This window comes from Aldersonia sp. NBC_00410 (genome assembly GCF_026342035.1).
In the GTDB taxonomy this organism is placed as follows: Bacteria; Actinomycetota; Actinomycetes; order Mycobacteriales; family Mycobacteriaceae; genus Aldersonia.
Genome location: NZ_JAPENM010000008.1, coordinates 233,082 through 259,066 on the forward strand (window position 1 = coordinate 233,082; position 25,985 = coordinate 259,066).

Below are 25,985 nucleotides of genomic sequence, written 5' to 3' on the forward strand. Positions count from 1 at the left end.
ACGGTAGCGACAAGGGACAACGGGGCCGATAGGGGGAACAGTCGATGAATCGACTCTCGGGTACGGATTCTGCGTTTTGGTATGCCGAATCACCAACGTGGCACATGCATGTCGGCGCCGCTGCGGTGTGCGATCCGACGAACGCGCCCGGATTCTGCTTCGAATCGGTCAAAGATCTTGTCGCACGACGGCTTCCAGAGGTACCGCAGCTGCGCTGGCGAATCGGCGGTGACGTGGCGGGTCTCGATCGGCCGTGGTTCGTCGAGGACGACGAGCTCGACATCGACTTTCACTTCCGGCGGGTCGCTGTGCCCGCCCCGGGTGGCGACCGCGAATTCAACGATCTGGTAGGGCGATTGATGAGCTACAAGCTCGATCGGTCGCGTCCGCTGTGGGAGCTGTGGTTCATCGAAGGACTGGCCAACGGCAAGGTGGCCATTCTGACCAAGATGCACCACGCGCTCATCGACGGCACCACCGGCGCCGGCCTGAGCGAGATCCTGCTCGATATCACTCCCGAGCCCCGACCGCCCGCCACGACGGTCGACCGCTCGCTCGTCGGCGTCGGCGTGCCCCCGCTCGAGCAGCGGGCACTCGGCGGCCTGATCAATGTCGCGGTCAAGACGCCGTTCCGGGTGGCGCGCCTGGTCGAGCAGACCATCCGGCAGGAACTGGCCACCCGTGGGATCGAGAACAAGCCGCCGCGGCCCTACGACGCGCCGCGGACGATTTTCAATGCGCCAATCTCGCAGTACCGCAAGGTCGGTGGCTCGGGCGTACCGATGGCGCGCGTTCGCGCGGTCGCGGACGCCTACGGCGTGAAGATCAACGACGTTGTCATGGCACTGACCTCCGGGGCGCTGCGCAGCTATCTCGACAAGCGCGGCGAGCTGCCCGACCGCGCGCTGGTGTCCCAGGTGATGGTCTCCAACCGCGGCGACAGCAACGACGTCGGAAATCGCTTCACCGCCATGCCCGTTGCACTGGCGACCGACATCGAGGATCCGGCGGAGCGGATCGCCGCGATCTACGCCAACTCCCAAGGTGCCAAGAACACCGCGAAGGCACTTGCGGCACACCAGATCGTCGGCTTGAGCGAGGTTGTCCCGCCGGCAATGATCAGCTTCGGCAGTTGGGCCTACACCGCGGCGGGCATGGGCGGCCGGGTGGCGCCGATGAACCTGGCCTTCTCCAACGTGGCCGGTCCCGATTTCCCGCTCTACCTGAACGGCGCGCTGCTCGAGCACCTGATGCCGATGGGGCCGTTGGTCTTCGACGTCGGCCTCAACGTCACCTGCTTCAGTTACCGCGGTTCGATGGATTTCGGTTTCACCAGCACGCCCGAGATCGCCGATGACATCGACGATCTTGCCGATGCCATCGAGCCCGCGCTGCGCGAGCTCGAACAGGCCGCCGGCATCGCCGTGTCCTGAACGTCGGCCACTCAGGAGGATTCCGCCGCCAGCTCGGCGCGCACACCGGCGAGGATCCATCGGATCGCCATCGGCAGGTTGCGCGCCATGCGAATGCTCTCGGCCACGTTCTCCGCCGACGGATTCGGCATGCGCAACGCCCGCACTTCCACGATCGTATGGTTGACCGTCACGTTCACCAGAGTGCGACAGCATTCGATCGCGAGCGTGCGTGGAAAACCTTCTCGAATGGCGACTTTCACGAGTTCATTGACGTAGTCGATGATCACCGAGCGGTCGTCGAAGCTCATCAACTCGGTGAGGAACGGATGGGCACGCAGCGTGTCGCGCAACGTCAGACACCAGTGCAACGCCGTCGATTCCCAATCCGAGCGCTCGGCGAACTCGAAGGTCAGCTGCGAGAAATGACGCGCCACAAGGGCACGGATCAACGCGTCCCGATTGCCGACCTGCTGATACAGCGTCCGCGTCGAGATCTCCAGGTCACCGGCCAGCCGCCGGGCACTGAGTGCCTCGGCGCCCTCCGAATCCAGTACTGCCAAAGCATGGTCGAGAATTTTCTCGACCGGGATCAACGGACGTGCCATCGCCGAGATTCACCGCCTCCATCGCACTTCGGCATTGCCCTTGTCACCAGCGCCGCACCTTGATAGAACAACACTGTAGTTCTAATCTCACTGTAGTTCCAACACGCCGAGCGGCTTAAGGACACCCGTTGACGAACGCGCAGAGCTGGAATGAAGCCCTCACCGATCTCGACGATCGACGGCAGCACACCTTCGCGATGGGCGGGCCGGAGCGGGTCGCGAAACATCACGGCAAAGGCAAACTCGACGCCCGTGCGCGAATCGCGCATCTCCTCGATCCCGGTTCCTTTCAGGAATTCGGCACCCTGGTCGGGGGCGAGATCGCCGCGGACGCACTCGTCGCCGGTTCCGGATTGATCGACGGCGCGCCCGTCATGGTGGGCGCCGAGGATTTCACCACCCTCGCCGGGACGATCTCGCCGGGCAGCAATTCGAAGCGCTACCGGCTGGCCGAATTGGCCCTGCGCAACAAGATTCCGATGATCATGCTGCTCGAGGGAGCAGGCTTTCGCCCGACCGGCGCGCACTACGGCCGCACGCCCACCGACCTGCTGGCGCAGGCTCGGTGTTCGGGCCGGGTGCCGTTGGTCTCGGCGGTGCTCGGCCCCTCGGCGGGGCACGGTGCGCTCGTCGCGCCGATCTGCGACTTCGCCATCATGAGCAATCAGGGTGCGATCTTCACCGCGGGGCCACCTGTGGTGAAAGAGTCCACCGGAGAGGATATTTCGAAGGAGGATCTCGGCGGGCCGGATGTCGCCCTGGCGAGCGGCGTGGTGCACAACGTCGCCGAGGACGACGAGACCGTCCTCGACGCGATTCGCCGGTACCTGTCCTATTTCCCGTCGAGCGCGTGGTCCTATCCGCGGTCGGCGACTCCGGACGAGACCACAGAGCAACGCCGCACCCCGGAACTGCTCGAGATCGTCGCCCGCGACAACCGCCGGGTGTACGACATGCGTGCGGTGCTCGACGTCGTCTTCGATCGGCCGGACTGGTTCGAGGTACAACCGGATTTCGGGCCGGCGATCATCTGCGCGCTGGCCCATCTCGGTGGACACCCGGTCGCGGTGGTCGCGAACCAACCCCGGGTGCTGGCCGGATCCATCGATGCCGATGCCGCCGACAAGGCCGCGCATTTCATCGCGGTGGCCGATTCGTTCCACCTGCCCATCGTGTTCCTCGCCGACAATCCGGGAATGCTCCCCGGCAGCGCATCGGAGAGCAGCGGAGTGCTGCGCAGCGGGGCCAGAATGTTCGCCGCCCAGACCGCCGCGACCACCTTGAAGCTGCATGTCACGCTCCGCAAGGCCTTCGGGTTCGGTTCGATGGTGATGTCGCTGCTTGGATACGACGACCAGGTCGCGACCTTCGCCTACCCGGGCGCCACCATGGGCGCGATGAGCGCGGCCGCGCTCAGCCGCGCCTCGAACGCCGAGCAGGACCTCGCCGCCCAGTTGCGCGAGATGGAACTGCAGGCGTCCTACTTCTCCGCCGAGCACATGGGCTTCGACGAGATGATCGACCCGCGTGAAACGCGCAATGCGCTGCTCGTCGCATTGCAGCGCGGACTGCACAGCCGCCAGCAGGTTCCGGAGCCGGTGAGCCGCACCGTCATTACGCCCTAATCGCCGACGAGGTCGGCCAGCACGCGCGCCACGGTCTCCGGAGCGGCCTTCCCGAAGATCGGCATCGCGCGATCGATGACGCCGGCGCAGCGCGTCCGCAGTGCTTCGGCGACCTCGCCGACCGGCGCGACGACCGCGAACGCGGCGAGGATGTCGTCGTCGACGAGTCTGCCCATCGCCTCCCACTCACCGCGCAGCGACAGCTCCCGCAGTTCGGTCTGCATCTCGCCCACGCCGTGCAGGTCGAGCACCTTGCGATATGCCGGGGTCGAACCGTAGAAGGCGATCTGTTGTCGCACAGCCGACTTCGCCGTTGCCATCTCTTGCTCGTCACGTCCGGTGACGACGAAGATCGGGCAGGTGACCTCGACATCGGGCCGCTGCCGATCGCTTCGCGCCAGGCCGCGCGCCAGCGTTGGCATGGTGACCTCATCGAGATAGCGCCTGGTGGTGAATGCGTGCACGAGCAAACCGTCGGCCACCTCGCCGCACATCTCGGTCATCGCCTCGCCGACCGCGGCGAGCAGTACCGGTGGAAATGGATGCGGCGACGGCTCCGGGGTGAACATCGGCGTCATGATCTTGTGGGTGTAGAAATCGCCCTCGAACTGCAGCTTCGAACCGTCCCGCCAGGCCGACCAGATCGCTTGCAGCGCCGCAACGAACTCGCCCATCCGGCGCGCCGGATTGCTCCACGGCATGCCGAACCGTTTCTCGATATGCGGCCGGATCTGCGTGCCCAGCCCGAGGACGAAGCGTCCCTGCGAATACGCCTGCAGATCCCAGCCGAGTTGAGCGACGCTCATCGGGTTGCGCGCGAAGGCCACCGCGATATTCGTGCCCACCCGGATCCGCGACGTGTGCTCAGCGGCAAGCACCATCGGCAGGAACGGATCGTGATTGGTCTCTCCGGTCCAGCAACCCTGGTAGCCCTGCTGCTCCAGTAGCGCGGCGGCGTCCGGCACAAGCGCCAACTGGTTGGGTATGCCGCCGTCTATCGCGACAGCATTCTCATCGACGGTCGTCATCCTGCGACCTGGCCCGCGATCACCCGGCCGGCCGCGCGTTCGCCCAATCTCCGGCCATCCGCTGGAGAGTGCGCGTCAGGTGCAAAGTCTTGATTCGCCATGTCCCGTCGTGCTTTTCGTAGGTCTCGTGATAATGCCCCGCGCCGAGGAGTTCCCGCCCGTCGGCAAACACGAGCCGGTCCTCCATCGCCCAGATGCCCGTCGCCGTGGTATCGGAAGTCAGGTCGAGTTCGGGGGTATGGCAATGGTGCACCGTTGCCGCACCGTCGAGGCTGGCTAGCACGGTGGCCACGACCGCGTCCGCCCCGACGAAGGGTGGCGCGGTCATCGGATCGGCGCCACCGGTGGACACCGCGAGATCGACCACCATCTCCACGTCGGAGGCGAACACGCTGCGCCACGCGTCGGCATCCTTGGTATCGAGGAAGCGGCAGTACCGCGCCTTCAATCGGCGCAGGGATTCGAGTTCCGCCGCAACATCCACGGTTGCTGTCACTGCTTCCATCGAAACCTCCTCGCCACATCGAACATGTTCGTGATGGTATTACCGTAAGCTACACAGTATCGATGTCCAGATCGAGGAGGGCCGGTCCGTGAAGGTTCCATTCACCTGGAAGGTCACGGGGTGGTTCGTCATCGGGTGGTCCGCGGAGTTTCCCATCGGGGAGTCTCGCGCGCTGCACTACCTCGGCGAGGAGCTCGCCGCCTATCGCGACGAAGCCGGCGAATTGCACTTGCTCACGGCGCATTGCCGCCACCTCGGGGCGCACATCGGGCACGGCGGCAAGGTGGTGGGCGACTGCATCGAGTGCCCCTTCCACGGCTGGCGTTGGGGACCGGACGGCACCAATCGCTATATCCCCTACCAGCCGGACCGCCCAAACCGGGCGTTGACGCTGCGGGTCTACCCGGTCCGCGAGCAGCACGGCGTCGTGTTCATGTGGTATCAGCCGGAGGGCAAGGAACCACAGTGGGAACTGCCGGATATTTTCACGAAGTTCCCCGAGTTCGACGGCGACCCGGACGACTATTACCGTCCGTTCCCCGAGTTCTCGCGCCGCGCGGAGAACGAGCCGGTACATCCGCAGATCGTCGCCGAGAACGGCCCCGACAGTTCGCATTTCCGCTATGTACACGGCGCCTCGGTGACACCGGTCTGCCTGAACTGGGAAATGGTGGACAACGAGTGGCGTTTCCTGACCGGCTGGCCCGATGTGCGCAGCGATGATCCGGAGAAGATGTCGCTGCGGATCCACAGCCATTTCTCCGGCCTCGGTTTCGCGATCAGCCTCTTCGAGGGCGCGCAGAACCATCGGCTCATCTTCGCCTGCACCCCGGTCGATGACGAGCGCTCCGACCTGTTCTACTCGATCTGGTGGCCGCGCAACGCCGGGGACGAGTCCGACGTCCCACCCGAAGACGTACGTGCCCTGGTGGAACGCCGATTCCTGGTGACGGTATTCGAAGATCTGAATATCTGGCGCTATCAGCAGTATGTCGAGAAGCCACCGCTGGCGAAGGTGGACGCGGCACCCTACATGGCGATGCGCCAGTGGGCCAAGCAGTTCTACGAGGTGCCGCCCGCCGGGCAGGCCGCGAGCACCGCGTGAGTCCCGCCCTCGCCGACCTGATTGCGCCCGGGCACACCGCGATCGTGACGCAGGAATGCCAGGGCGCCGTCGTCGGGCCCAACGCGGGACTCGCCGCACTTGCCGACGAGGCCCGCCGAGTTGCGTTGCCCAATATCGGACGCCTGCTGCCTGCCGCTCGCGCGGCCGGAGTACATGTCGTGCACTGCCTGGTGCAGCGGCGCGCGGACGGACTCGGCTCCAACCACAATGCGAAGCTCTTTGCCCTCGGGCGCAGCGCAGTGGCGATCGAACCGGGCGGCGAAGGAGCGCGCCTGCTCCCCGAGTTCGGTCCGGAACCCGCCGACGTGGTGCTACACCGTTGGCACGGTCTCGGCCCGATGGGCGGCACCGATCTCGACGCGGTGCTGCGCAATCTCGGCGTGAGTACCATTGTCGCCGTGGGCGTCTCGCTCAATGTGGCAATCCCGAACCTGGTCATGGACGCGGTGAATGCCGCGTACCGGGTGGTCCTCCCCCGCGACGCGGTTGCCGGCATCCCGGCCGAGTACGGCGACGCGGTCATCGCGAACACGCTGTCGCTGCTCGCGACCATCACCACCACCGACGATCTGCTGCACGCCTGGAAGTAGCGCTCGCCTGTCGCGGGGGTGAGGTCCGCCCGCGGCTGCGGCATGCGCCCTTCCGTTTGTGCCCTTCGGTTGACCGCCTTCCCCCGGCTGTGGTTCCCTATACGACTATGCGGATAAACTTGGTCATTCTGACCCAATTAAAGGGGATGATGCGATGACCGCCCCGACCACACTCGAACCGGGCCACTTCGAGCTCAGTCACCTGCGCTGGCTCGAGGCCGAGGCGATCCACATCATCCGCGAGGTCGCGGCCGAGTTCGAACGACCGGTCTTGCTGTTTTCCGGCGGCAAGGACTCCATCGTCATGCTCCACCTGGCGCTCAAGGCGTTCGCGCCGGCCCGGCTCCCCTTCCCCGTGATGCACGTCGACACCGGGCACAACTTCTCGGAAGTCATCGCCACCCGGGACGAACTCGTCGCCCGCAGTGGCGTCCGCCTGGTCGTCGCGTCCGTGCAGGACGACATCGACGCCGGCCGAGTGGTCGAGAACGGACCCTCCCGCAACCCGCTGCAGACCGTGACACTGCTGCGCGCGATCCGGGAGAACAAGTTCGACGCGGCCTTCGGCGGCGCCCGCCGCGACGAGGAGAAGGCCAGGGCCAAGGAGCGGGTTTTCAGCTTCCGTGACGAATTCGGGCAGTGGGACCCGAAGGCGCAGCGCCCCGAGCTCTGGAACCTCTACAACGGTCGCCACCACAAGGGCCAGCACATCCGGGCCTTCCCGTTGTCGAACTGGACCGAATTCGACATCTGGACCTACATCGGCGCCGAGGACATCACGCTGCCCTCCCTCTACTACGCGCACCACAGGCAGGTCTTCGAGCGCGACGGCATGCTGCTCGCGGTCGACCCATTCCTGACTCCCGAGCCCGACGAGGAGGTCTTCGAGACCAGCGTGCGATTCCGCACCGTCGGCGACGTCACCTGCACCGGTTGCGTGCAGTCCACGGCCGCCACCGTCGAGGACATCATCATCGAAACCGGGATATCGCGGCTGACCGAACGCGGCGCCACCCGCGCGGACGATCGCATCTCCGAGGCCGGCATGGAAGACCGCAAGCGAGAGGGCTACTTCTGATGACCACGCTGTTGCGCATCGCCACCGCCGGCTCCGTCGACGACGGCAAGTCGACGCTCATCGGGCGGCTGCTTTACGACTCCAAGGCGGTGATGGAAGACCAGCTCGCGGCGGTGGAACGCACCTCGCGCGAACGCGGCAACGACTACACCGATCTAGCGCTCGTCACCGACGGGCTGCGCTCGGAGCGCGAGCAGGGCATCACGATCGACGTCGCCTACCGCTACTTCACCACTCCCAAACGCAAATTCATCATCGCCGACACCCCCGGCCATGTGCAGTACACGCGCAACATGGTGACCGGAACGTCGACCGCCCAACTCGCGATCGTGCTCGTCGATGCCCGTCAGGGCCTTACCGAACAGTCCCGGCGGCATGCCTTCCTCGCCTCACTGCTCGGGGTCGCCCACATCGTGCTCGCGGTCAACAAGATGGACATGATCGATTGGGACCAGGCAGGTTTCGAAGCGATCCGGGACGAGTTCCACGCGTTCGCGGCCCGCTTGGACGTGCACGATGTCACCTCGATCCCGATGTCCGCATTGCACGGGGACAACGTCGTCACGAAGTCGGACAACTCGCCCTGGTACGAGGGACCGGCGCTGCTCTCGCATCTCGAAGAGGTGTACATCGCCGGCGATCGCAATCTCGTCGATGTGCGGTTCCCGGTGCAGTACGTGATCCGGCCGCAGACCCTCGAACATCATGACCACCGCAGTTACGCGGGCACCGTCGCCAGCGGCGTGCTGCGCCCCGGCGACGAGATCGTGGTGTTGCCGAGCGGCAAGACCAGCCGGATCGCCGCGATCGATGGGCCCGAAGGCCCAGTGGCCGAGGCATTCCCACCGATGGCCGTCTCGGTCACCCTCGCCGACGACATCGATGTGTCACGCGGTGACCTCTTCGCGAGGGTCAACAACCAGCCTCGAGTGGTCCGCGAGTTCGACGCCACGGTCTGCTGGATGGCCGATGAATCCGTGCTCGAACCCGGACGCGACTATGTGCTCAAGCACACCACGCGAACCACTCGCGCACGAATCACCTCGCTCGAATATCGCCTCGATGTCAACACGCTGCGCCGCGATCAACGCGCAACGGCGTTGCGACTCAACGAACTCGGACGGATCACGGTCCGCACCCAGTCGCCGCTGATGCTCGACGAGTACAGCCGCAACACCAGTACGGGATCGTTCATCCTCGTCGATGCCGCCACCAACGACACGGTGGCCGCGGGAATTGTGCTGCGCGAGGTGTCTGCTCGCGATGCGGCCGCACGCTCGGCGAGCCCCAATACCGTCAAGCACAAGTCACTCGTCACTGCCGCGGACCGGCAGAGCCTCGGGACCACGGTGTGGTTCACCGGACTGTCCGGCTCGGGCAAGTCGTCGGTCGCCGTGCTGGCCGAACGCATGTTGCTCGAAACCGGGCGCCCGACCTACGTCCTCGACGGCGACAACCTGCGGCACGGCCTGAATGCCGACCTCGGGTTCAGCCTGGCCGATCGCGCCGAGAACCTGCGTCGACTTGCCCATGTCGCCAAACTGCTCGCCGACTGCGGCCAGGTGGTGTTGGTGCCGGCGATCAGTCCGCTCGCCGAGCATCGCGAACTGGCCCGGCAGGTGCACGAGGAGGCCGGTATTCCGTTCTACGAGGTTCATTGCGATACGCCCCTGGCGGACTGCGAGCGCCGAGACCCGAAGGGGCTCTACGCTAAGGCTCGGGCGGGCGAGATCACCAACTTCACCGGTATCGACAGCCCCTACGAGCCGCCGCAGGATCCGGACCTTCGCCTGACGCCGGACCGGACGCCCGAGGAACACGCCCAGCAGATCCTCGACCTGATCGGAATTCACTGATGACCGACCGCACAGACCACGACCGCACAGACCACGAACTTGCCGCCACACTCGCGACCGAGGCCGGCAGGCTGCTGCTCGACGTCCGCGACGAATTTGCCGACGCAACGACCGACGAGCGAAAAGCCGCTGGGGACAAGCGCGCCCACGAGTTCCTGATGCGCGAACTCCAGCGGCACCGCCCCGGCGATGCCGTCCTGTCCGAGGAAGGTGTCGACGATCCGGTGCGGCTGTCCTCGCGCCGGGTGTGGATCGTGGATCCGTTGGACGGGACCCGCGAGTTCGCCGAGCTGGGACGGTCCGACTGGGCCGTGCACGTTGCACTCTGGGAAGACGGCTCCCTGATCGCCGGCGCCGTCGCACTGCCCGCCCAGGACGTCACGCTGGCGACCCCATCCGTTTCGGCCCCGCCGGCGATGCCCGCGTCGCCGCGCGTGGTCGTGTCGCGCAGCCGTCCGCCGGCCGTCGCGCTCGATGTGTGCCGAGCCCTCGACGGCACGCTGGTCGAGATGGGCTCGGCGGGCGCCAAGGTGGCTGCCGTCGTGCAGGGACTCGCCGACGTCTACGTGCATGCCGGTGGCCAGTACGAATGGGACAACGCCGCGCCCGTCGCGGTCGCCCGCGCCGCCGGCCTGTACACCGCACGCATCGACGGCGCCGACCTCGAGTACAACCGCCGCGACCCGCTGCTGCCCGACCTCATCGTCTGCCGCCCGGAACTCGCCGCCGCCGTTCTCGCGGTCACCCGCTAACGGAGCGGACCCACATCCGGAGACTTCGGGTCGCTCCGCAGGCTCCGGTCCTGTTGCGTGGCACAATCGCCCGTATGCGCATGTCGGCCAAGGCGGAATACGGGGTCCGCGCCATGGTCGAGATGGCGACCCTCGAGGGGGGAGTCCTGGTCAAGACCGAGGACCTGGCGAAGGCGCAGGGCATCCCGCCGCAGTTCCTCGTCGACATCCTGTCCGATCTGCGCAACGCCCATCTCGTGCGCAGCCGGCGTGGTCGTGACGGGGGCTATGAACTTGCCCGCCCGCCGGCGCAGATCAGCCTCGCCGACGTCCTGCGCTGTATCGACGGCCCACTGGCCAGCGTGCACGACACCGGGCTCGGCGACCTGCCGTACTCGGGCGCCACGACTGGGCTCACCGACGTCTGGCGTGCGCTGCGTGCCAGCATGCGCGCCGTGCTCGAGGCCACCAGCCTCGCGGACGTCGCCGGCGGTCGACTTCCGCCGGAGGTCGCCGCCCTCGCGGGTGACTATCAGGATCAGGAACGCCAGCGCGGGCGCCGTCCCGCCGGCTGACGACGGTCACTCCTCGACCAGCTCACATCTTGGCGAATCGGGCCATGACGAAGCAGTAAAGCCCGTAAACCGCGATGCCGATGGCCGCCAGGAACAACAGAATCTTGCCGAATGGCGCGTCGCCGAGAGTCTTGACCGCGCCGTCGATCCCGGTCGCCTTCGAGGGGTCCGCGGTCCATACCGCCACGATCACCAGGATGCCCGCGCCCGCAAGCACGATCCCCTTGGCGATATAGCCGACTATCCCGAGCGGCTCGATCACCTTGCTGTCGTTCGTCTTCAAATCGTCCATGAAGTTCTTCGACGCGCCCTTGTACACGTGGTAGACGCCCACTGCGACAATGACCAGTCCGACGACGACGAGCACCGCCTTGCCCAGGCCGGATTCCATCAGACGCGCACTCAGACCCGCGTTCTGCTCGCCGCTCGATTTGCCCGAGCCGCGGGCGAACTGCACGGCCGTGATCGCAAATCCGATGTACACGACGGCGAGGCCGAGTGCCTTGCCCCGGTCGAACCAGTCGGATTCGTCACCGCTCTCACCGTCGGCCGAGTCGGTGCCGCCCGAACTCTCCCCCGGATGCTGGCCGACAACCATCTCGGCCAGTCGCCACAACGCCATTGCCAGGAAGGCGGCCGCGGCGACCCACAGGGCCACTGCGCCACCGGGTTTACTCGCGACCTCGGACAATGCACCGGACTGGTCGGCATTCCCGCTCGAGCCGACCGCGATGCGCACGATGAGATACGCGATGAGCAGGTGCACAACACCGCTGACCACGTGTCCGGCACGCGCTGCCCGCTCGAACGCGGTGCTGTCGGTCGCGCGGTCAACCGCCCCTGTCGATCTGTTGCCGGCCATGGTCACCCTTCGTCGACGAAAGCGGTGCGTTTGTCTGCGAAGAGTGCCACGCCCGGCCGAGATCGAAACCCCACAGCGTTCCCCGGACGTTTTTCGACCGCTCGTCACGTCCGTGGACCGGGATCCCGACTACTGACGCGACGAGTGGTGGAATTCGTTCCCCCGGCCGAGTCGGCGATGCGCCCGGCGTCGCTGTGACCACACCATCCATTTGCCCACTGCGCGGATGCCGCGTCCGAACGGTGGCACAGCAACCGAGGTGGTGATCGGAATGGGCAGGTCGGTGCCGACGATCGACCGGCGATGGCTGAACGTGTCGAACCCGGCCTTGCCGTGGTAGGCGCCCATCCCGCTGTTCCCGACACCGCCGAACGGGGCGTCCGAGGGAAACATGTGGATGCCGAACTCGTTTCGCGCGACACCGCCGCTGCGCGTGTTTGCGACGAAGTCACGGAAATCCTTGCCGTCGCCGCCGAACCAGTAGGCGACCAGCGGCGCGGGGCGGCGGTTGATGTAGGCGACCGCCTCGCCGAGGCTTCGGTAGGTCAGCACACCGAGCACCGGGCCGAATACCTCTTCGGTGCTGATCGCCATGCTGTCGTCGATGTCTCGGACGATGGTCGGCGCGATCTTGCCGGTCGCGCGGTCGGGCAACCGTTCGGATGGCGGCGCGACCGATTCCACGCGGGCGCCCTTGAGCTGCGCGTCCTCGATGAGTCCGACCACGCGCTCGAAGTTGGCCCGGTTCACGCAGGCGGGATAGTCCTCGTTGTCGGTGATCGTCGGAAACGCCGTGCGTAATGCCTCGCGCGCACCGACGACGAACTGATCGACCTTGGCCTCGGGTACCAGGACGTAGTCCGGGCAGACGCACACCTGACCGCCGTTGACCATGCGTCCGAGCGCGATCCTGGTGGCGGCGCGGGAAATCTCGGCATCCGGAGCGACGACGACCGGATTCTTGCCACCGAGTTCGAGGGTCACAGGGACCAGGTTGTCCGCCGCGGCGCGCTGTACCAGCGCGCCCACCCGCGGCGACCCGGTGAAGAACAGATGGTCGAACGGGAGGCCGGCGAACGCGGCGCCCACCTGGGCGTCGCCGGTCACGACTGCCAGTTCGGAGACGTCGAAGTACTTGGGCGCCAATGCTCTCAGGAGGTCGGCGGTGTTCGGTGTCACCTCCGACATCTTGATCATCACTCGATTGCCTGCCGCGAATGCCGCCGAGGCGGGCAGGACGACCAGGTGTAGCGGGAAGTTCCACGGCCCGATGATGCCGACCACACCCAGCGGGGCGGGCTGCACTTCGGCCCGGATCCCGAACAACCGTGCGGCCCGCGCGGGTTTCGTTGCCCGCATCCAGCGCGGGATGTTCGACCTGGTGTGCTCGATGACCGACATCATCCCGAGGATCTCGGTGAACAGGGTGCCGGTGCGCGATTTGGAGCCGAAGTCCGCGACGAGCGCGTCCACGAACGCGTCCGTGTTGTCGAGGACGAGCGCCAGGAGTCGATCAATTCGGTTGCGGCGCAATGCGACATCGGGCGGGCCAGCCCGCAGGAACGATTCGCGCTGAAGTTCCAGAACCGCCCGCAACTCGTCGGGAAGCGAAACAGCGGTGGAATCGATGATGTCGTCGGTGGTGCTCACGAACTCTCCTCAGGACAGACTCAGCGGACCGGACTCGACCACCGTGTGCAACCAGCCGAGGTCGGTGCCGGTGTTCGCTGCCGCAGCGACACACGCAGCGACATCCTTGCGCAGGAATGGCCCCGCGACGTCGACGAAGGGGGTAGGCCCACCGATGAGGTGGATCGACGACGCGGCGTAACTGCGGGCGCTACAGACCGAAAGCGCCTCCAGGAACTGAGCGTCGCGAACACCGAGTCGTTCGCCGAGTTCCACGGCGGCCGCGACGAGTTGCGCATTCGCCGCGAACAGGATGTTGTTGACCAGCTTCAGATTCAGCGCGGTGCCCAGCCCGCCGGTGCGGATGATCGGTTGCGCATATGCGGCGAGTACCGGTTCCACCCGCGCGACTGCTGCATCGTCGCCGCCGAACAGCACGGTCAGCTCGCCCGCTTTGATCTCGTCGGCCGACCCGCTTACCGGCGCATCGAGCAGGGTGGGTCCACCGGGAAACTCCGCCGCGAGTTTCTCCAGAGTCGCCACCGTGCCGGTGGCGTGCGACACGACGACCGCACCCGGCTTCGCGTTCGCCATGAGCCCGTCCGCCCCACCGACAACCTCGACGAGTTGCGTATCGGAGAAGGTGCAGACGATGACAATGTCGGCGCGCGAGGCGAGGTCGGCGACCGAGTCCGCGAGTTCTGCCCCGCGTTGCTGCAGCCGCTCCCGCACCTCCGGTCGCCGCGCAAACAGCACGACCCGATGTCCGCCGTCGATGAGGCGGCCCACCATCGGCTCGCCCATTTGACCTGCACCGACGAACCCGATCACTTCCGACACTGTCAACTCCTCACTTTCGCGGCAGCCGGTACCCGATCGTCTTCGTCTCCAGGTACTGCCCGAATCCCTCGATACCGCACTGTCTGCCGACGCCACTGCTCTTGTAACCACCGAACGGGGCGTCGGCGCCGTAGTACATTCCACCGTTGACGCCGAACGAGCCTGTCCGCACTCGGCGCGCGACACGCATGCCGCGATCGTTCGACGCAGACATCACCGCGCCGGCCAGGCCGAAATCGCTGTCGTTGGCGAGACGAACCGCCTCGTCGTCGTCGGCGAATGGCATCATCACCACGACCGGCCCGAAGATCTCCTCGCGCGCGATCGCGACGCTGTTGTCCACCCCGGTGATGACGGTGGGTGCGACGAAGTGACCATCCGCGAGATACTCCGGCAGACCCTCGTAAGCGCCACCGCCCGTGTGGATCTCGGCGCCATCGCGGCGCGCCTGCTCGAACGCGGCGAGCACGCGTTGCTGCTGCCGCGCACTGATCAACGGGCCGACGAAGGTGTCCGGCAACGCCGGGTCACCCACCGGTACCGCCGCGAACGCGCTGGTCACGTCGGCCACCGCGGCATCGAACAACGATTCGTGCACGAGCACCCTGGTATTGATGGCACATCCCTGGCCGGCGTGCACGCAGGCACCGATCGCACCCATCACAATCCGACTCGGGTCGGCATCGTCGAGTACGACAAGCGCGGATTTGCCACCGAGTTCGAGAAAGACACGCTTCATCGTGTCGGCGCCCTCGCGCATGAGCTGCCGACCGACCGCGGTGGAGCCGGTGAACGAGACCAGGTCGACGCGCGGATCAGTGCCCAGCAGTCCGGCGACCGCATTGTCCGGTGTGGGAACGACATTCACGACTCCCGGCGGGATGTCGGTGTGTTCGGCGATGAGGCGTCCGAGCCGGGTGGCATTCCACGGCGTGTTCGGGTCCGGCTTGAGCACCACGGTGTTCCCACTCGCGAGTGCCGGACCGAGCTTGTTGAGGATCACCTCGATGGGAAAGTTGGACGGGGTGATGGCGCCGACCACCCCGGCCGGTTCCTTGACCACGACCCGTGCATTGCGCTCGCCGAACAACCCGCCGCCCTCGAGCGTGCGCTCCCACTCGAAATCGTCGATCAGTCGTGTCGGATAGCGCAACGCGTCGGCGAGCGGCCAGGCCAATTGCGCAGTGTCGATGGTCATCGTGGGACAGCCCACCTCGGCGATCAACTCTTCGGCCAAATCGTCGCGCTCGGCCTCCAGCGCCGACTGCAGTTGCTGCAGACAACGCTTGCGCAGCTCGCGGTTGGTCGACCAGTCGGTGTCGTCGAAGGCCCGCCGGGCGGCGCCGATAGCTCGCTCCATATCCGCTGGCCCGGCCGCGGCCGTGGCGCCGAGGACGAGTCCGGTCGCGGGACTCAGGTTGTCGTACCGCTGCCCGGACACCGCCTCCACCAGCTCGCCGTCGATGAGCATGCGCGCCTCGGCCCGCTCCCCCGCGCGCCGCCCCAGTTCCACACTGGCACCGCCACTATCGGTCACGACCTCGCGCACAGTCAGCTCGCCTTCGCCTTCGGCGGTGAATAGTTCGGCCGGCCCAGACCCAGCATGTGCTGCGCGATCATATTGCGGAACACTTCGAGTGTGCCGCCGTAGATTCCACACAGCGGCGCCCAGCGGTACAGGTACTCGCTCGCACCGTCGTCGATCGCGCCGTCGGTGTAGGTGGGCAGCACCGAGGCGGAACCGAGCAGGTCCATCAGATCCGGTGAGACATCGCGCATCGTCTGGGCGAGCGCGACCCGGCCGTACATGTGCGGCGTCGCGAGCGCGGCCTCGATTCGGGCTGCCGCGCGGCCGAGGCGGTAGGCCGCCGAGCCGTCGTCGATCAGCCGCCGACCGTCCGGACCCGGGCGCCCGGCCAGGACCGAAACGGTGTCGACCGTCGTTCCCATGAAGTTTCCCTGATGCGACATGATCGAGACATCCTGCAAACCATCGGGATTCGCGCCGGTCACTCCGTGTTCGACGTCGAGCGGGCCGCGCAGCACCGCCCAACCGTCGTTGACCTCGCCGAGCCGGTACTTGTCGGAGATCCGGACATCGCTGTAGTAGACGATGTTGGTGCGGTCGCCGTCGACGGTCCGGATGCCCTGGATCTCGATGCCCGGCGTGTCCAGCGGCACAAGGAACATGGTCAGGCTCTTGTGCTTGCGCTCGGCATCGGCGTCCGTGTTGGTGATGAGGAAGACGTAGCGGCAGTTGTGCGCACCGGTGGTGAACATCTTGGAGCCGTTGATAATCCAGCCGTCACCATCGGGCACCGCCCGCGTCTTGCAGGTCGCGATATCGGACCCGCCTTCGGGTTCGGTGTAGCCGAGGCAGAGCCGCACATGCCCGCTGAACACGCCGGGCATGACCTCCTCGCGGAGTTCGGGCGAGCCGTAGCGCTCAACCGACTGCGCCACGATCGCAGTGGTTCCCCATGTCACCCACGGCACGTGGACGCGCCGCTTCTCCAGCGCCCAGAGCCGCCGCTGCAGGCGGGTGAAACCCCCCTCGGCCTCCGGCCGGTACTCGCGCTCCAGATAACCCGCGGCGCCCATCGCCACGTGCACCTCGTGGTCGAAGTTGTCGCCCGTCTCGCGGTCGCGGCGCCGGACATCGTCGGTCACATGGGTTGCGAGGAAGGTGCGGATCTCGTCGAGGAATGCCTGATCGTCGGCGGAGAGTTCGACACGTGAAAAGTCCATGCTTGATCCTTCTGCCTCAGGCCCGGGCCGGGTCGTGTGCGGCGTGGTTGACGCCCTCGCGAATGTTGCGTTCGGAGATCAGCTCCGCGATCCGCAGCGCACTGGCGCCCACGTCTCCCCCGGCGAGGGGCCAGCCACGCGCCCGGACGAGGTAGGCCGACGCCGCAGACTCCTCCGAGACCCCAAGACCGCCCTGCACCTGTACCGCCATCGTGGCCGCTTTCGCGGCCTCGTCGGACATGAAAACAAATGCCGCAAGCGCCAATTCACGCCGCGCATCCGGCTCGTTGTCCAGATACCACGCCGCCTTGCGGCCGAGACTGCGGCCGCCTTCCACCGCGATGGCGATATTGGCCAGCGGGTGCGAGATGCCCTGCAACGTAGAGATCGGCACACCGAGCGTGTAACGCGTGGTGGCGAACTCGGCCGCGATCCGCATGGTCTGCTCGATCAACCCCACGAGCGCCGATGCGGTGAGCAGGCGCCATTCGTCGAGCGCCCGCTCGTAGTGCGCCAGCACATCGGCGCCGCCGAGCACCGTCCTCGTGTCCGCCGCCGCCGGATCGACCCACGCCATCGGCAATCGGCCCAAGTTGTCGACCTTGGCCGGCCGCGTCGCAAAGCTCAAAGCAACGATCTCGTCACCGTCCCGGACGACGATGTGGTCGGCGATCGAGCCCGCCGGAATGAGCCGCTTCCCGGTCGTCACACCGAGTTGCGGAGCAAGGGCGGCGATTTCGCGACCCTGCGCGAGGGCCGACACGGTGCCGGCGTCGAAGTCGCCGACTTGGGCGAGCAGTCGCGCGGCGCAGACATGGTCGATCCACGGTACCGGCGCCATCCAACGCCCGATTTCCTCCGCAACCAAGGTCAGGTCGACCAGAGTCGCCCCATCTCCGCCGGCCGACTCCGGGAGCGCCATCGTCGTCGCACCGGTGCCGCACAACCGTTCCCAGAGGCTCTTGTCGAAGCCCTCCGGTTCGGCGGCGCGCACCACGTCGATCGGGCAGTGTGCCGCAAAGAACTTCGCGTAGGCGGACTGCAAATCGGCCTGATCGGCCGACAGGCTGTAGTCCTCCCTACGCAATTCGTAACGGTCCATCGTCACTGCTCCTGTTCCTGCGGGGCGTCGAAGAAGAATTCCTGCGCGTTGTTGTGCAGGTAGTTGTCGAGCACCTCTGCTGGCAGATCGAGCGCTACGGCCTCGGGAATGACGCGGCGCATCCCGAGCACCGGCCAGTCCGAACCGAAGATCACCTTGCGCTGCCCGCGGGTGCGCATGTAGTGCAGCAGGCTCTCCGGCAATCGCTTGGGCGACCATGCGGACGTCATTATGCGCAGGTTGGGGTATTTGATAAGCAGCCGAATCGCAATGTCCCACCATGGATCTGCGCCATGAATCATGCAGAGCTTCAGTTCCGGGAAGCGGACACAGACCCGGTCGAGGTGAATCGGGTTCTGCACCTCCCCGGGGATCGGCGGGCCGGGAATGCCCGTGTTCATGCACAGTGGCAGCGCGAGTTCGGCGCATTTGGCATAGAGCGGGTAGTACACGGCGTCGCTGGGGGGATACTGCGCGTCACCCCAGAAGCTCGGCCCTACTGTGGCATACGCGACCGGCAGATCTGCGACGACGGCGGCGAGTTCGCGCATCGCTGGTACCGGGCGCAGCAGGTTCATCCCGCCCATCGCGAGCGCGAACCGGTCGGGGTGTGCCTGCACGAACTTGCGCGCCGTCACTCTCGGCGTGGACAGCGAATCCATTAGGATCGCCTTGCGCACCCCTTGTTCGTCCATCTCGTCGAGCAAGTGCGCCAGGTCCACCGGCGCGAACATCGACTTGGGACCCTTGAAGTAGTCGTCGCGCACCGCGCGCATCCAGCCGGGCTGCTCGGTCTCCCCGAAATGGACATTGACCAGACAATCGATGACCTTGCGCGGCATCAGACCCCGACTTCCCGCGAAAGTTGCCGCACCGACCCGTCGCCCGTCGGCAGATCCGGATCGTCGCCGTCGACCACGACGCGATCGGCCGCCCAGCGATAGTCCGGTTTCCCGTTGCCGAGGCGCCGGATCTGTCCGACGAACAGCACCGCCTTGGGCACCTTGAACCCGGCGAGCCGGGACTTGCACAACTCCAACAGCGCAGCTTCATCCACGCCGTTCGTCGACCGCCGCGCTACCAACGCCACGACTTCCTGGCCCCAACGCTCGCTCGCCCGGCCGACCACCAGGGCGTCGGCCACCATCGGATGCGCCCGCAGCACGTCCTCGACCTCTTCGACGAAGACCTTCTCCCCGCCGGTGTTCACGACGAGCGAGTCTCTGCCGAGCACCCGGATGGCGCCGTCGTTCTCGACGGTGGCCCGGTCGCCGGGAATGGCGAACCGCACGCCGTCGATCACCGGGAAGGTGCGCTCGGTGGCGTCGGGATCGTTGTAGTAGCCGAGGGGAATCCGGCTCGACCGCGCGGCCCAGCCGATTTCGGTGTCCCCGGGTGCGAGGACCCGGGTCCGATCCGCCGATACGACCGTGCCGCCGGGACGTGGTACGAACGTCTCCGCGCTCGATCCGCGCCGGCTGTTGCCGAATCCCATGCCGCCCGTTTCCGACGAGCCGTACCCGTCGATGATCGTCGCGTGCGGTATCGCTTCGAGTAGCGCCCTTTTGTGCACCGGGTTCGTGGCGGCACCACCGGTGCCGATGACGAAAAGTCCGGACAGGTCGTAGGAGTTCGCTTGCAGTTCTCCGACAAGCGGTCCCGCGAAGGCGTCGCCGACCATCGTCATCAGGAACACCTTCTCGCGCTCTGCGGTCTCGAGTACGGTTCGGGCATCAAATTTGTGCCGATCGTCGTAGAGCACCACGGTCTGCCCGGTGAGCACACCCGCGAGTGCGGTCCACACGCCCGCCGCATGCAGCAACGGCGAGACGGCGAACCACACCTGCCCGCCGCCGCGCGCGATGTCGCGCAGCACTTCGGCCGATGCGTGATCCGATCCCGCCATGGCCGCGACGTACATGTCACTCTGCCGCCACAACACACCCTTCGGCCGGCCGGTAGTGCCGCCGGTGCACATCATGAGCAAATCGTCCGGAGACGTCGGAATGACCCGATCCGGGTCGCCTAGCGCGATGGCGTCGTCGAGGCTCACTGCGCCGTCGATGTCGGGTTCTTCGCTGCCATCGTCCGCCACCACCACCAGATCGAGGTCGAGTCCGTCGAGCGCCTCGGCCACGACCGGGCCGAGCGAACGGTGGTAGACCACGCCCCTGGGACCGACATAGTCGAGGAGGTCCCGAACTTCACCGGCCGTGTAGTGGTGGTTGACGTTGACCGGAATGGCACGGGCCTTCAGGCAGCCGAGCAACACCTCGGGATAGCGGTCGTTGCGCATGATCAACGCTATCCGGTCCTGGCCGCATTCCCAATTCGCCAGGTCTTCGCGCCGGGTGTGCATCCCGAAGCCACGGTCGGCGAGAAAGTTCGCGAATCGCCTGGTGTCCGAGGCTATTTCGGCGAACGTGCGCTTTCGGTCACCGCAGACGGTCATCGTCCGATCCGGTACCGCGCCGGCAACGGCGTCGAGGATGTCGCCGAGTGTCCATTCCGTCATTCGCCAGTCCCCCCGCTCAGGCGATCGATGCGGGCGCGAGAAACTCTGTCGCGTTGTCTCGCATGACCTTTCGAATATCGCGATCATCGAGTCCGGCGAGATCCTTGACGTAGGACGTCGGATTCTCCAGGCCCTCGCCGTGCGGCCAGTCCGAGCCGAACAGGATGCGGTCGATACCGATCCGGTCGGCGAGCGCCAGCACGTCCTCCTCGTAGTAGGGCGCGACCCAGACGTTGTTGCGCAGCTCGTCGATCGGGTCGTTCGGGAAGGTCTGGGGGAATTGGTTTGCCAGCTTGTGCAGCCGCTTGGCCAGCCGGTGCACCCAATCCGATCCGTTCTCGATACTCGCGACCCGCAACGAGGGATGCCTGCGGAAAACGCCGTGCACGATAAGCGAGGCAATGCTGTCGTGAATCGCGCGGTCGTCGACCACGATCTTGTCGAACGGGTCGACCGTGCCGAACCCCTCGAAGTTCTCCTTGCCGCCCCACATCGCCGCGATCTTGAGATAGCCGCTGTCACCGAGATGGAAGGCCACCGGCACGTTCGCCTCCGCGAGCCGGGCCCAGACCGGATCGTGCAGCGGGTCACCGAGGGAACGCGGCTTCGGGAAGCCGGGCACCGGAGCCGGCCGCACGTGCACCAGGCGGGCGCCGCGCTCGATCACCGAGTCGACCTCGGCCACCGCGGCTTCCGGGTCGGCGAGCGAGATCATCGGTGCGGTGAGGATGCGGTGGTCAGGACGGTCGAAGCCCCAGTCTTCGTCCAGCCACAGATTGAACGCGCGCAACGACGCCATCGTCGCGGGGATGTCGGCCCTGAGCGCTTCCTCGACGCCGCAACCAAAGGTGGGAAACATGACGACGGTTTCGAGATCCTGCTTGTCCACCACTGCCGCGCGTGCATCGCGGTTGTGATACTCCGGGCGCAGCTCGAGCTCTTCGACCTTCATCATGTTCGACCGGTCGTAACCCTCGGGGATCTCGCCGCGGAAGAAGGGGTCGAGGCAGCCCGGCACGATGATGGGATCGAACGTCGGATTCGGGATGAACCGATTCACCCGGTCCCCGATGATCGCCAGGGTGTGCTTGCCGTCCTTGACCATTTGCACTCCGCGCTTGCGGAATTGCTTGTCCAGGTGCCGGGTGAACGCATCGATCGGCTCGTAGTAGTGGTTGTCGACATCGATTGCCTTGTAATCGAGTTCGGTCATCATGATCCTCCGGTTGGCACGTTGTCGGTTCGCGTCGTGGGCGGGCGCGTCACTCCAGCGGTGGAAAGTTCGGGCGGCGTTTCTCGAAGAATGCGGTGATCCCTTCGATGACGTCGGGCCGGGTCAACGACTCGTTCATCAACGTCTCCGCACGGGCGGTGGCTTCGCCGATGCCACGGCCGGCGTCCCCGTACAGCTGACCCTTGATCTGTGCCAGCGAAGCCGGGGAACACTGCAGCGCAATATCTTCGGCGTACTCGAGCGCCACCGGCAGCAGTTGCTCCTGCTCGACGACGCGCTTGACGAGCCCGAGCTCGAGCGCCTCCTCGGCGAGGAAGGTACGCCCACTCAGCATCAGATCGGTGGCGACGCCCCACCCTACGAGTCGGGGCAGAATCCACGAGATGCCGTGCTCGGCGATAAGTCCGCGGCGCGCGAAGGCGGTCGCGAACTTCGCTCCGGCGGAAGCGAATCGGACATCGCACATCAGCGCAAGGGTCAGCCCGAAGCCGGCACAAGCCCCGTTGATGGCCGCGACGACCGGCTTGCGAAGGCGGGTCAGCGAATCCGGCACCCGGCCACCGACGAGCTCGGCGATGTCGACCGCGCCACCGTCCTCGAGCGAACCCGCAGACTCTGCGGATCCCATATCCGCGCCGGCGCAGAAGGCCTTTCCCGCACCGGTTACGAGCAGCACCCGCGCGGCGGGATCGGCGTCCGCGCGGTCGACGGCAGCATAAAAGGCGCGGGCGAGTGCCGGGCCCCAGGCGTTTCGCCGTTCCGGCCTGTTCAGGGTGAGCATCGCGACACCATTCGCCGTCACCTCATAGCGGACCGAGAGATCACCGTCGGCGACCTCGCCGGCACCGATGCCCTGACCGGACACAACACTCATCGCCGCACCGCCCGGTAGTCGGCGCGGTCGACACCGTGACCAACGCAACAGCCATACATTCCGGCGGGACCTCCTGATCCATGGCTACTGCCCGTCAGACCTCTACTGTATAGCTAACGGTACTACCTTCCGCAAGGATTACGGCAGGCTGTTGCGTTCACCTTGCCCGCAGTGCGCGTGGAGGGCGTCGATCCTGGCAGCGACCCGGATTGCGCCACGGCCGAATTGCCGGACGCCGCTCGGGAACACCGCCCGAAACGAGTGCGAAACACGTCCATTCTCTCGTCTTTACTGTATCGTTTACAGTATCTGCGTGAGACGGTCCGTCGGGATACCCCCGATCGGTGCGGTCCGTACCGCGCCGATCCGCAACGGTCACGCCGGCCGGAACGCCGCCAGTAGGGTTCTCGGCGACGAGATTCACCGGCGGCGCCGGATTTCGGCACCGTCGGCCTCGACGACACTGCCGACGGGGACGGGAGAATTCACGGAGGTGGCTTGGGAATGGTGAAACAGGGAACGGCGCAGAAGCGCCCGCGCCGGGAGCGTGGCTCGATCGATCCCGACGACATCATCGCCGGCGCTTTTGAACTCGCCGAGCAGGTCTCGATCGACAATTTGAGCATGCCGATGCTCGGCAAGCACCTCGGCGTTGGCGTCACGAGTATCTACTGGTACTTCCGTAAGAAGGACGACCTGCTCAATGCCATGACCGATCGCGCGGTGCGGCAGTACTTCTCCGAAGCTCCCTTCCCCGAGGCCAGCGATTGGCGCGAGACACTGCGCAAGCATGCGCGCGTCATGCGGGAGACGTTCCTGAGCAACCCGATCCTCGCGGACCTGATCCTGATCCGGTCGTCGCTGAGCCCGAAGCACGCCGTCGTCGGCGCACAGCAGATCGAGACCGCCGTTGCGAATCTCGTCGACGCCGGACTATCCCTCGACGACGCGTTCGATACGTACTCGGCAGTCCAGCTGCATGTCCGTGGTTCGGTGGTGCTCGCCCGACTGCATGACAAGAGCAAGGCTGCCGATCCCGACTCGCGCGCCTACTACGAGAATCTCGTCATCACGCCCGAGTCCACACCGGTACTGGCAGAGGGAACCTCGCGTGGGCACAGTATCGGCGCCCCCGACGAAGCGAACTTCGCCTACGGGCTCGAGTGCATCCTCGATCACGCCGACCGCCTTATCGAGGCGTCGCCCGGCAATGACGCTACTGCCCGCCGGAAGACGAAGGCCGCAGCGCGCTAGAACACGCGGCGTCCAAGGCTGGGTCTCAGAACGGCGGCGGCTGCAGTAGGTACCGGCGCCGGACCACATCGCGATGTTCGCGATGGCGTTCACGTAGTTCCGTGTCGTGTGGCGGTGGTGGGAGCGAGTCCCCCATGTTCAGTTCCCACCAGGTGGGTTCGTAGAGCAGGTCGATTTCCTCGTCGGGAGTCGGGCGGTCGGTGAACGACTCTCGCGCTTCGTCGATGCGGACCGGTGCCGGCCCCTTGGGGATCCCAGCGAGACTCCCCTGCGTGACGGTGATTCGCGCAATGCCTGCATTGCTGCGCCAGTACACAGCTCCGCCACCGAGTCCGGTACAGGCCCAGAGCTTTTGGGTCTTCATGTCATGATGTTGTTTACACAGTGGCGCAAGATTGCCGGAAACCGTCCATCCCCCGCGCAGCGGATCGGCATGGTCGAACGGCACCTGATGATCGAGTTCACACCGCGCCGAAGCGACCGAGCAACCCGGAAACGTGCAGGTCGTGTAGGTCGCGCGCACAATGTCTGCGGTCGCGGCCGAGGGCCGGTAGGTCAAGGCGCCCGGCGGCGGAACCTCGTGCCCGCCGTGTCCGTCGTTGACCGGGCACCCTCCATCGATGAACGCGGCGTACGACCGGTCGTGCAACAGTCCGACACCGTCCGGGCGCAACCGCCGCGCCACACCCGCGGACCGAGGGACGGGTCCGGGTGCACGACGGCGCCCACGGCCGGCCACCCGAGAAACCGTGACGGCAGGTGCTGCGGCATCTGGCACGCCGTATTCGTCGGCGGCAGCGTCGGGTGTCGGTCCTGCTGCCAGCGAACGCATCTCGACGAGCAGCCCCTGCCAGGTCGCGTCCTCGGCAAGGATCCGGATCAGCTCCGGGTCCAGCGGTGTTCCATCCGGCAGCGTGCCGGGGTCCTCGGAGAGCCCGAGGAGCGTCTCGATACCCACCAGGATCTGCAGCAGGTGCGCCCGCCGTTGCGGTGGCTCGGACCCGGCATGCGGGCAGTCCGGCGCGCCGCATCGGCACGACAAATACGCCTCGCCGTGCAGCAACGCCAGCAACGCATCGGCTCGGCGATTATCCCGGGTCCGCGGATCACCCGCGCACACACTGTCGGCGAGCTCGTCGATCAACCGATCTGCCTCGGAGCCCTCGAGGTCGGTCAAACACGCCGATAGCCAAGATAATCCATCGGTCCCGCGCCGCACGTACACCTTGCGCTCGCTGGCGCGCTTACCCGCCCGAACGGCCGCCGCCTCGTCGGGGTTGGCGCGCATCCATGCCCGCCAGATCGCCGACCGCAATGGGCCCGGTGTCAGGTGCGCCGCCGCGGCAAGTACCTCGGTCTCGATGGCCCGGATCGTCTCATCGCTCGCGTCGGTCAGCACCGCGGCGATCGTGCGTGCTTTCGCGAAATCGATGTCGCCGGCCCGAAAGACTTCGTTGACGATCGGGGCCCGAAACTCCAGGAGCTGCGCCGTGTCGATCATGGACTTCGCCGTGGCCTGCGAACAGCCCAGCGTGACGGCGACCTCCGCAATCGCCGACCGCGACACCGTTTCCGCGTCGCCTCCCGCGGCCTCAGCCGCACATAGCCGTACCTCCCACAGATCGCGCGCTGTGTGCGCCAACCGCGCCGCCGCAGCATTGGCCACCTGCCGGCATTCGTCGAGCACAGCCAGTGCCGTATCACCGCAACTGAGCGCATCAGGCGGGACCTGCAGCACGTACTCGAACATGCATTCGAGTTTACCCGACGAGTTCGATTGGCGCACCCCCTAT

General features: G+C 66.4%; 23 protein-coding genes. 9 read left to right on the forward strand and 14 right to left on the reverse strand.

All coding sequences use genetic code 11. The annotated features are described in order from the left end of the window. The first annotated feature begins 44 nt into the window (after window positions 1-44). Window positions 45-1,433: a wax ester/triacylglycerol synthase family O-acyltransferase gene (locus OG921_RS19445; RefSeq protein ID WP_266114159.1), complete on the forward strand. Its 1,389-nt coding sequence runs from the start codon at window positions 45-47 to the stop codon at window positions 1,431-1,433. 11 nt (window positions 1,434-1,444) lie between these two features. Here OG921_RS19445 and OG921_RS19450 read toward each other — a convergent pair whose 3' ends face one another. After that, window positions 1,445-2,020 (reverse strand): TetR/AcrR family transcriptional regulator, encoded by a 576-nt coding sequence (locus OG921_RS19450; RefSeq protein ID WP_266114160.1) that lies wholly within the window; start codon window positions 2,018-2,020, stop codon window positions 1,445-1,447. A 128-nt stretch (window positions 2,021-2,148) separates the two neighbouring features. On the opposite strand from OG921_RS19450, the gene OG921_RS19455 reads away from it, so the two are divergent. Continuing rightward, window positions 2,149-3,645, forward strand: coding sequence for an acyl-CoA carboxylase subunit beta (locus tag OG921_RS19455; RefSeq protein WP_266114161.1), 1,497 nt, complete (start codon window positions 2,149-2,151; stop codon window positions 3,643-3,645). Here OG921_RS19455 and OG921_RS19460 read toward each other — a convergent pair. Both OG921_RS19460 and OG921_RS19465 read right to left on the reverse strand, forming a co-directional pair. Beyond that, window positions 3,642-4,673, reverse strand: coding sequence for a TIGR03617 family F420-dependent LLM class oxidoreductase (locus OG921_RS19460; protein ID WP_266114162.1), 1,032 nt, complete (start codon window positions 4,671-4,673; stop codon window positions 3,642-3,644). The genes OG921_RS19455 and OG921_RS19460 overlap by 4 nt on opposite strands. Before the next feature lie 19 nt (window positions 4,674-4,692). Further along, window positions 4,693-5,178, reverse strand: coding sequence for a nuclear transport factor 2 family protein (locus OG921_RS19465; protein WP_266114163.1), 486 nt, complete (start codon window positions 5,176-5,178; stop codon window positions 4,693-4,695). A gap of 88 nt (window positions 5,179-5,266) precedes the next feature. On the opposite strand from OG921_RS19465, the gene OG921_RS19470 reads away from it, so the two are divergent. The 6 genes from OG921_RS19470 (at window position 5,267) to OG921_RS19495 (ending at window position 11,134) form a co-directional block, all read left to right on the forward strand. Further along, window positions 5,267-6,283 (forward strand): Rieske 2Fe-2S domain-containing protein, encoded by a 1,017-nt coding sequence (locus OG921_RS19470; RefSeq protein ID WP_266114164.1) that lies wholly within the window; start codon window positions 5,267-5,269, stop codon window positions 6,281-6,283. After that, entirely contained in the window at window positions 6,280-6,894 is a 615-nt protein-coding gene (locus OG921_RS19475; RefSeq protein WP_266114165.1) for a cysteine hydrolase, read from the forward strand. The genes OG921_RS19470 and OG921_RS19475 overlap by 4 nt, the downstream gene beginning before the upstream one ends. A 154-nt stretch (window positions 6,895-7,048) precedes the next feature. Next, window positions 7,049-7,972 carry a sulfate adenylyltransferase subunit CysD gene (cysD, locus tag OG921_RS19480; protein ID WP_266114166.1) on the forward strand — a complete coding sequence of 308 codons (924 nt, stop codon included), beginning with the start codon at window positions 7,049-7,051 and terminating at the stop codon, window positions 7,970-7,972. Then, window positions 7,972-9,828: an adenylyl-sulfate kinase gene (gene cysC / locus OG921_RS19485; RefSeq protein ID WP_266114167.1), complete on the forward strand. Its 1,857-nt coding sequence runs from the start codon at window positions 7,972-7,974 to the stop codon at window positions 9,826-9,828. Before cysD ends, cysC begins: the two co-directional genes overlap by 1 nt. Then, a complete protein-coding gene (locus OG921_RS19490) occupies window positions 9,828-10,580 on the forward strand; it encodes a 3'(2'),5'-bisphosphate nucleotidase CysQ (RefSeq protein WP_266114168.1) in 753 nt (250 codons plus the stop codon). The genes cysC and OG921_RS19490 overlap by 1 nt, the downstream gene beginning before the upstream one ends. Window positions 10,581-10,654: 74 nt before the next feature. Next, entirely contained in the window at window positions 10,655-11,134 is a 480-nt protein-coding gene (locus tag OG921_RS19495; RefSeq protein WP_266114169.1) for an Rrf2 family transcriptional regulator, read from the forward strand. A 22-nt stretch (window positions 11,135-11,156) separates the two neighbouring features. Here the strand turns inward: OG921_RS19495 and OG921_RS19500 are convergent, their stop codons facing one another. The 10 genes from OG921_RS19500 to OG921_RS19545 form a co-directional block, all read right to left on the reverse strand. After that, window positions 11,157-11,996 (reverse strand): DUF1206 domain-containing protein, encoded by an 840-nt coding sequence (locus tag OG921_RS19500; RefSeq protein ID WP_266114170.1) that lies wholly within the window; start codon window positions 11,994-11,996, stop codon window positions 11,157-11,159. Window positions 11,997-12,125: 129 nt separating this feature from the next. Further along, a complete protein-coding gene (locus OG921_RS19505; protein ID WP_266114274.1) occupies window positions 12,126-13,625 on the reverse strand; it encodes a coniferyl aldehyde dehydrogenase in 1,500 nt (499 codons plus the stop codon). A 30-nt stretch (window positions 13,626-13,655) separates the two neighbouring features. After that, complete coding sequence (locus OG921_RS19510) at window positions 13,656-14,465, reverse strand: NAD(P)-dependent oxidoreductase (RefSeq protein WP_266114171.1); 810 nt, start codon at window positions 14,463-14,465, stop codon at window positions 13,656-13,658. A 10-nt stretch (window positions 14,466-14,475) separates the two neighbouring features. Beyond that, entirely contained in the window at window positions 14,476-15,936 is a 1,461-nt protein-coding gene (locus OG921_RS19515; protein WP_266114275.1) for an aldehyde dehydrogenase family protein, read from the reverse strand. An 80-nt stretch (window positions 15,937-16,016) separates the two neighbouring features. Then, window positions 16,017-17,213, reverse strand: a complete 1,197-nt coding sequence (locus OG921_RS19520; RefSeq protein ID WP_266114172.1) for an acyl-CoA dehydrogenase family protein — start codon at window positions 17,211-17,213, stop codon at window positions 16,017-16,019. Between the two features lie 16 nt (window positions 17,214-17,229). Continuing rightward, window positions 17,230-18,315 carry an acyl-CoA dehydrogenase family protein gene (locus tag OG921_RS19525; protein WP_266114173.1) on the reverse strand — a complete coding sequence of 362 codons (1,086 nt, stop codon included), beginning with the start codon at window positions 18,313-18,315 and terminating at the stop codon, window positions 17,230-17,232. Window positions 18,316-18,317: 2 nt separating this feature from the next. Beyond that, on the reverse strand, window positions 18,318-19,157 hold the full coding sequence (locus OG921_RS19530) for an amidohydrolase family protein (RefSeq protein ID WP_266114174.1): 840 nt from the start codon (window positions 19,155-19,157) through the stop codon (window positions 18,318-18,320). Further along, the gene (locus OG921_RS19535) at window positions 19,157-20,830 is read right to left on the reverse strand and encodes an acyl-CoA synthetase (RefSeq protein WP_266114175.1); all 1,674 of its coding nucleotides are present in this window, start codon (window positions 20,828-20,830) and stop codon (window positions 19,157-19,159) included. Before OG921_RS19535 ends, OG921_RS19530 begins: the two co-directional genes overlap by 1 nt. 16 nt (window positions 20,831-20,846) lie before the next feature. Continuing rightward, a complete protein-coding gene (locus OG921_RS19540) occupies window positions 20,847-22,043 on the reverse strand; it encodes an amidohydrolase family protein (protein ID WP_266114176.1) in 1,197 nt (398 codons plus the stop codon). A gap of 49 nt (window positions 22,044-22,092) precedes the next feature. Continuing rightward, window positions 22,093-22,938, reverse strand: coding sequence for an enoyl-CoA hydratase (locus OG921_RS19545; RefSeq protein WP_266114177.1), 846 nt, complete (start codon window positions 22,936-22,938; stop codon window positions 22,093-22,095). A 504-nt stretch (window positions 22,939-23,442) separates the two neighbouring features. Between OG921_RS19545 and OG921_RS19550 the strand changes: the two genes are divergently transcribed. Further along, window positions 23,443-24,192, forward strand: a complete 750-nt coding sequence (locus tag OG921_RS19550) for a TetR/AcrR family transcriptional regulator (RefSeq protein WP_266114178.1) — start codon at window positions 23,443-23,445, stop codon at window positions 24,190-24,192. A gap of 25 nt (window positions 24,193-24,217) precedes the next feature. Here the strand turns inward: OG921_RS19550 and OG921_RS19555 are convergent, their stop codons facing one another. Then, a complete protein-coding gene (locus OG921_RS19555; protein WP_266114179.1) occupies window positions 24,218-25,942 on the reverse strand; it encodes an HNH endonuclease signature motif containing protein in 1,725 nt (574 codons plus the stop codon). Window positions 25,943-25,985: the final 43 nt, after the last annotated feature.

Coding starts and splice junctions, on each gene's coding strand:
- cysD (WP_266114166.1), top strand. CDS start 7,049: ATGACCGCCCCGACCACACTCGAACCGGGCCACTTCGAGCTCAGTCAC.
- OG921_RS19495 (WP_266114169.1), top strand. CDS start 10,655: ATGCGCATGTCGGCCAAGGCGGAATACGGGGTCCGCGCCATGGTCGAG.
- OG921_RS19555 (WP_266114179.1), bottom strand. CDS start 25,942: ATGTTCGAGTACGTGCTGCAGGTCCCGCCTGATGCGCTCAGTTGCGGT.
- OG921_RS19490 (WP_266114168.1), top strand. CDS start 9,828: ATGACCGACCGCACAGACCACGACCGCACAGACCACGAACTTGCCGCC.
- OG921_RS19465 (WP_266114163.1), bottom strand. CDS start 5,178: ATGGAAGCAGTGACAGCAACCGTGGATGTTGCGGCGGAACTCGAATCC.
- OG921_RS19545 (WP_266114177.1), bottom strand. CDS start 22,938: ATGAGTGTTGTGTCCGGTCAGGGCATCGGTGCCGGCGAGGTCGCCGAC.
- OG921_RS19520 (WP_266114172.1), bottom strand. CDS start 17,213: ATGGACTTTTCACGTGTCGAACTCTCCGCCGACGATCAGGCATTCCTC.
- OG921_RS19540 (WP_266114176.1), bottom strand. CDS start 22,043: ATGACCGAACTCGATTACAAGGCAATCGATGTCGACAACCACTACTAC.
- OG921_RS19525 (WP_266114173.1), bottom strand. CDS start 18,315: ATGGACCGTTACGAATTGCGTAGGGAGGACTACAGCCTGTCGGCCGAT.
- OG921_RS19445 (WP_266114159.1), top strand. CDS start 45: ATGAATCGACTCTCGGGTACGGATTCTGCGTTTTGGTATGCCGAATCA.
- OG921_RS19550 (WP_266114178.1), top strand. CDS start 23,443: ATGGTGAAACAGGGAACGGCGCAGAAGCGCCCGCGCCGGGAGCGTGGC.
- OG921_RS19450 (WP_266114160.1), bottom strand. CDS start 2,020: ATGGCACGTCCGTTGATCCCGGTCGAGAAAATTCTCGACCATGCTTTG.
- cysC (WP_266114167.1), top strand. CDS start 7,972: ATGACCACGCTGTTGCGCATCGCCACCGCCGGCTCCGTCGACGACGGC.
- OG921_RS19515 (WP_266114275.1), bottom strand. CDS start 15,936: ATGCTCATCGACGGCGAGCTGGTGGAGGCGGTGTCCGGGCAGCGGTAC.
- OG921_RS19500 (WP_266114170.1), bottom strand. CDS start 11,996: ATGGCCGGCAACAGATCGACAGGGGCGGTTGACCGCGCGACCGACAGC.
- OG921_RS19535 (WP_266114175.1), bottom strand. CDS start 20,830: ATGACGGAATGGACACTCGGCGACATCCTCGACGCCGTTGCCGGCGCG.
- OG921_RS19530 (WP_266114174.1), bottom strand. CDS start 19,157: ATGCCGCGCAAGGTCATCGATTGTCTGGTCAATGTCCATTTCGGGGAG.
- OG921_RS19460 (WP_266114162.1), bottom strand. CDS start 4,673: ATGACGACCGTCGATGAGAATGCTGTCGCGATAGACGGCGGCATACCC.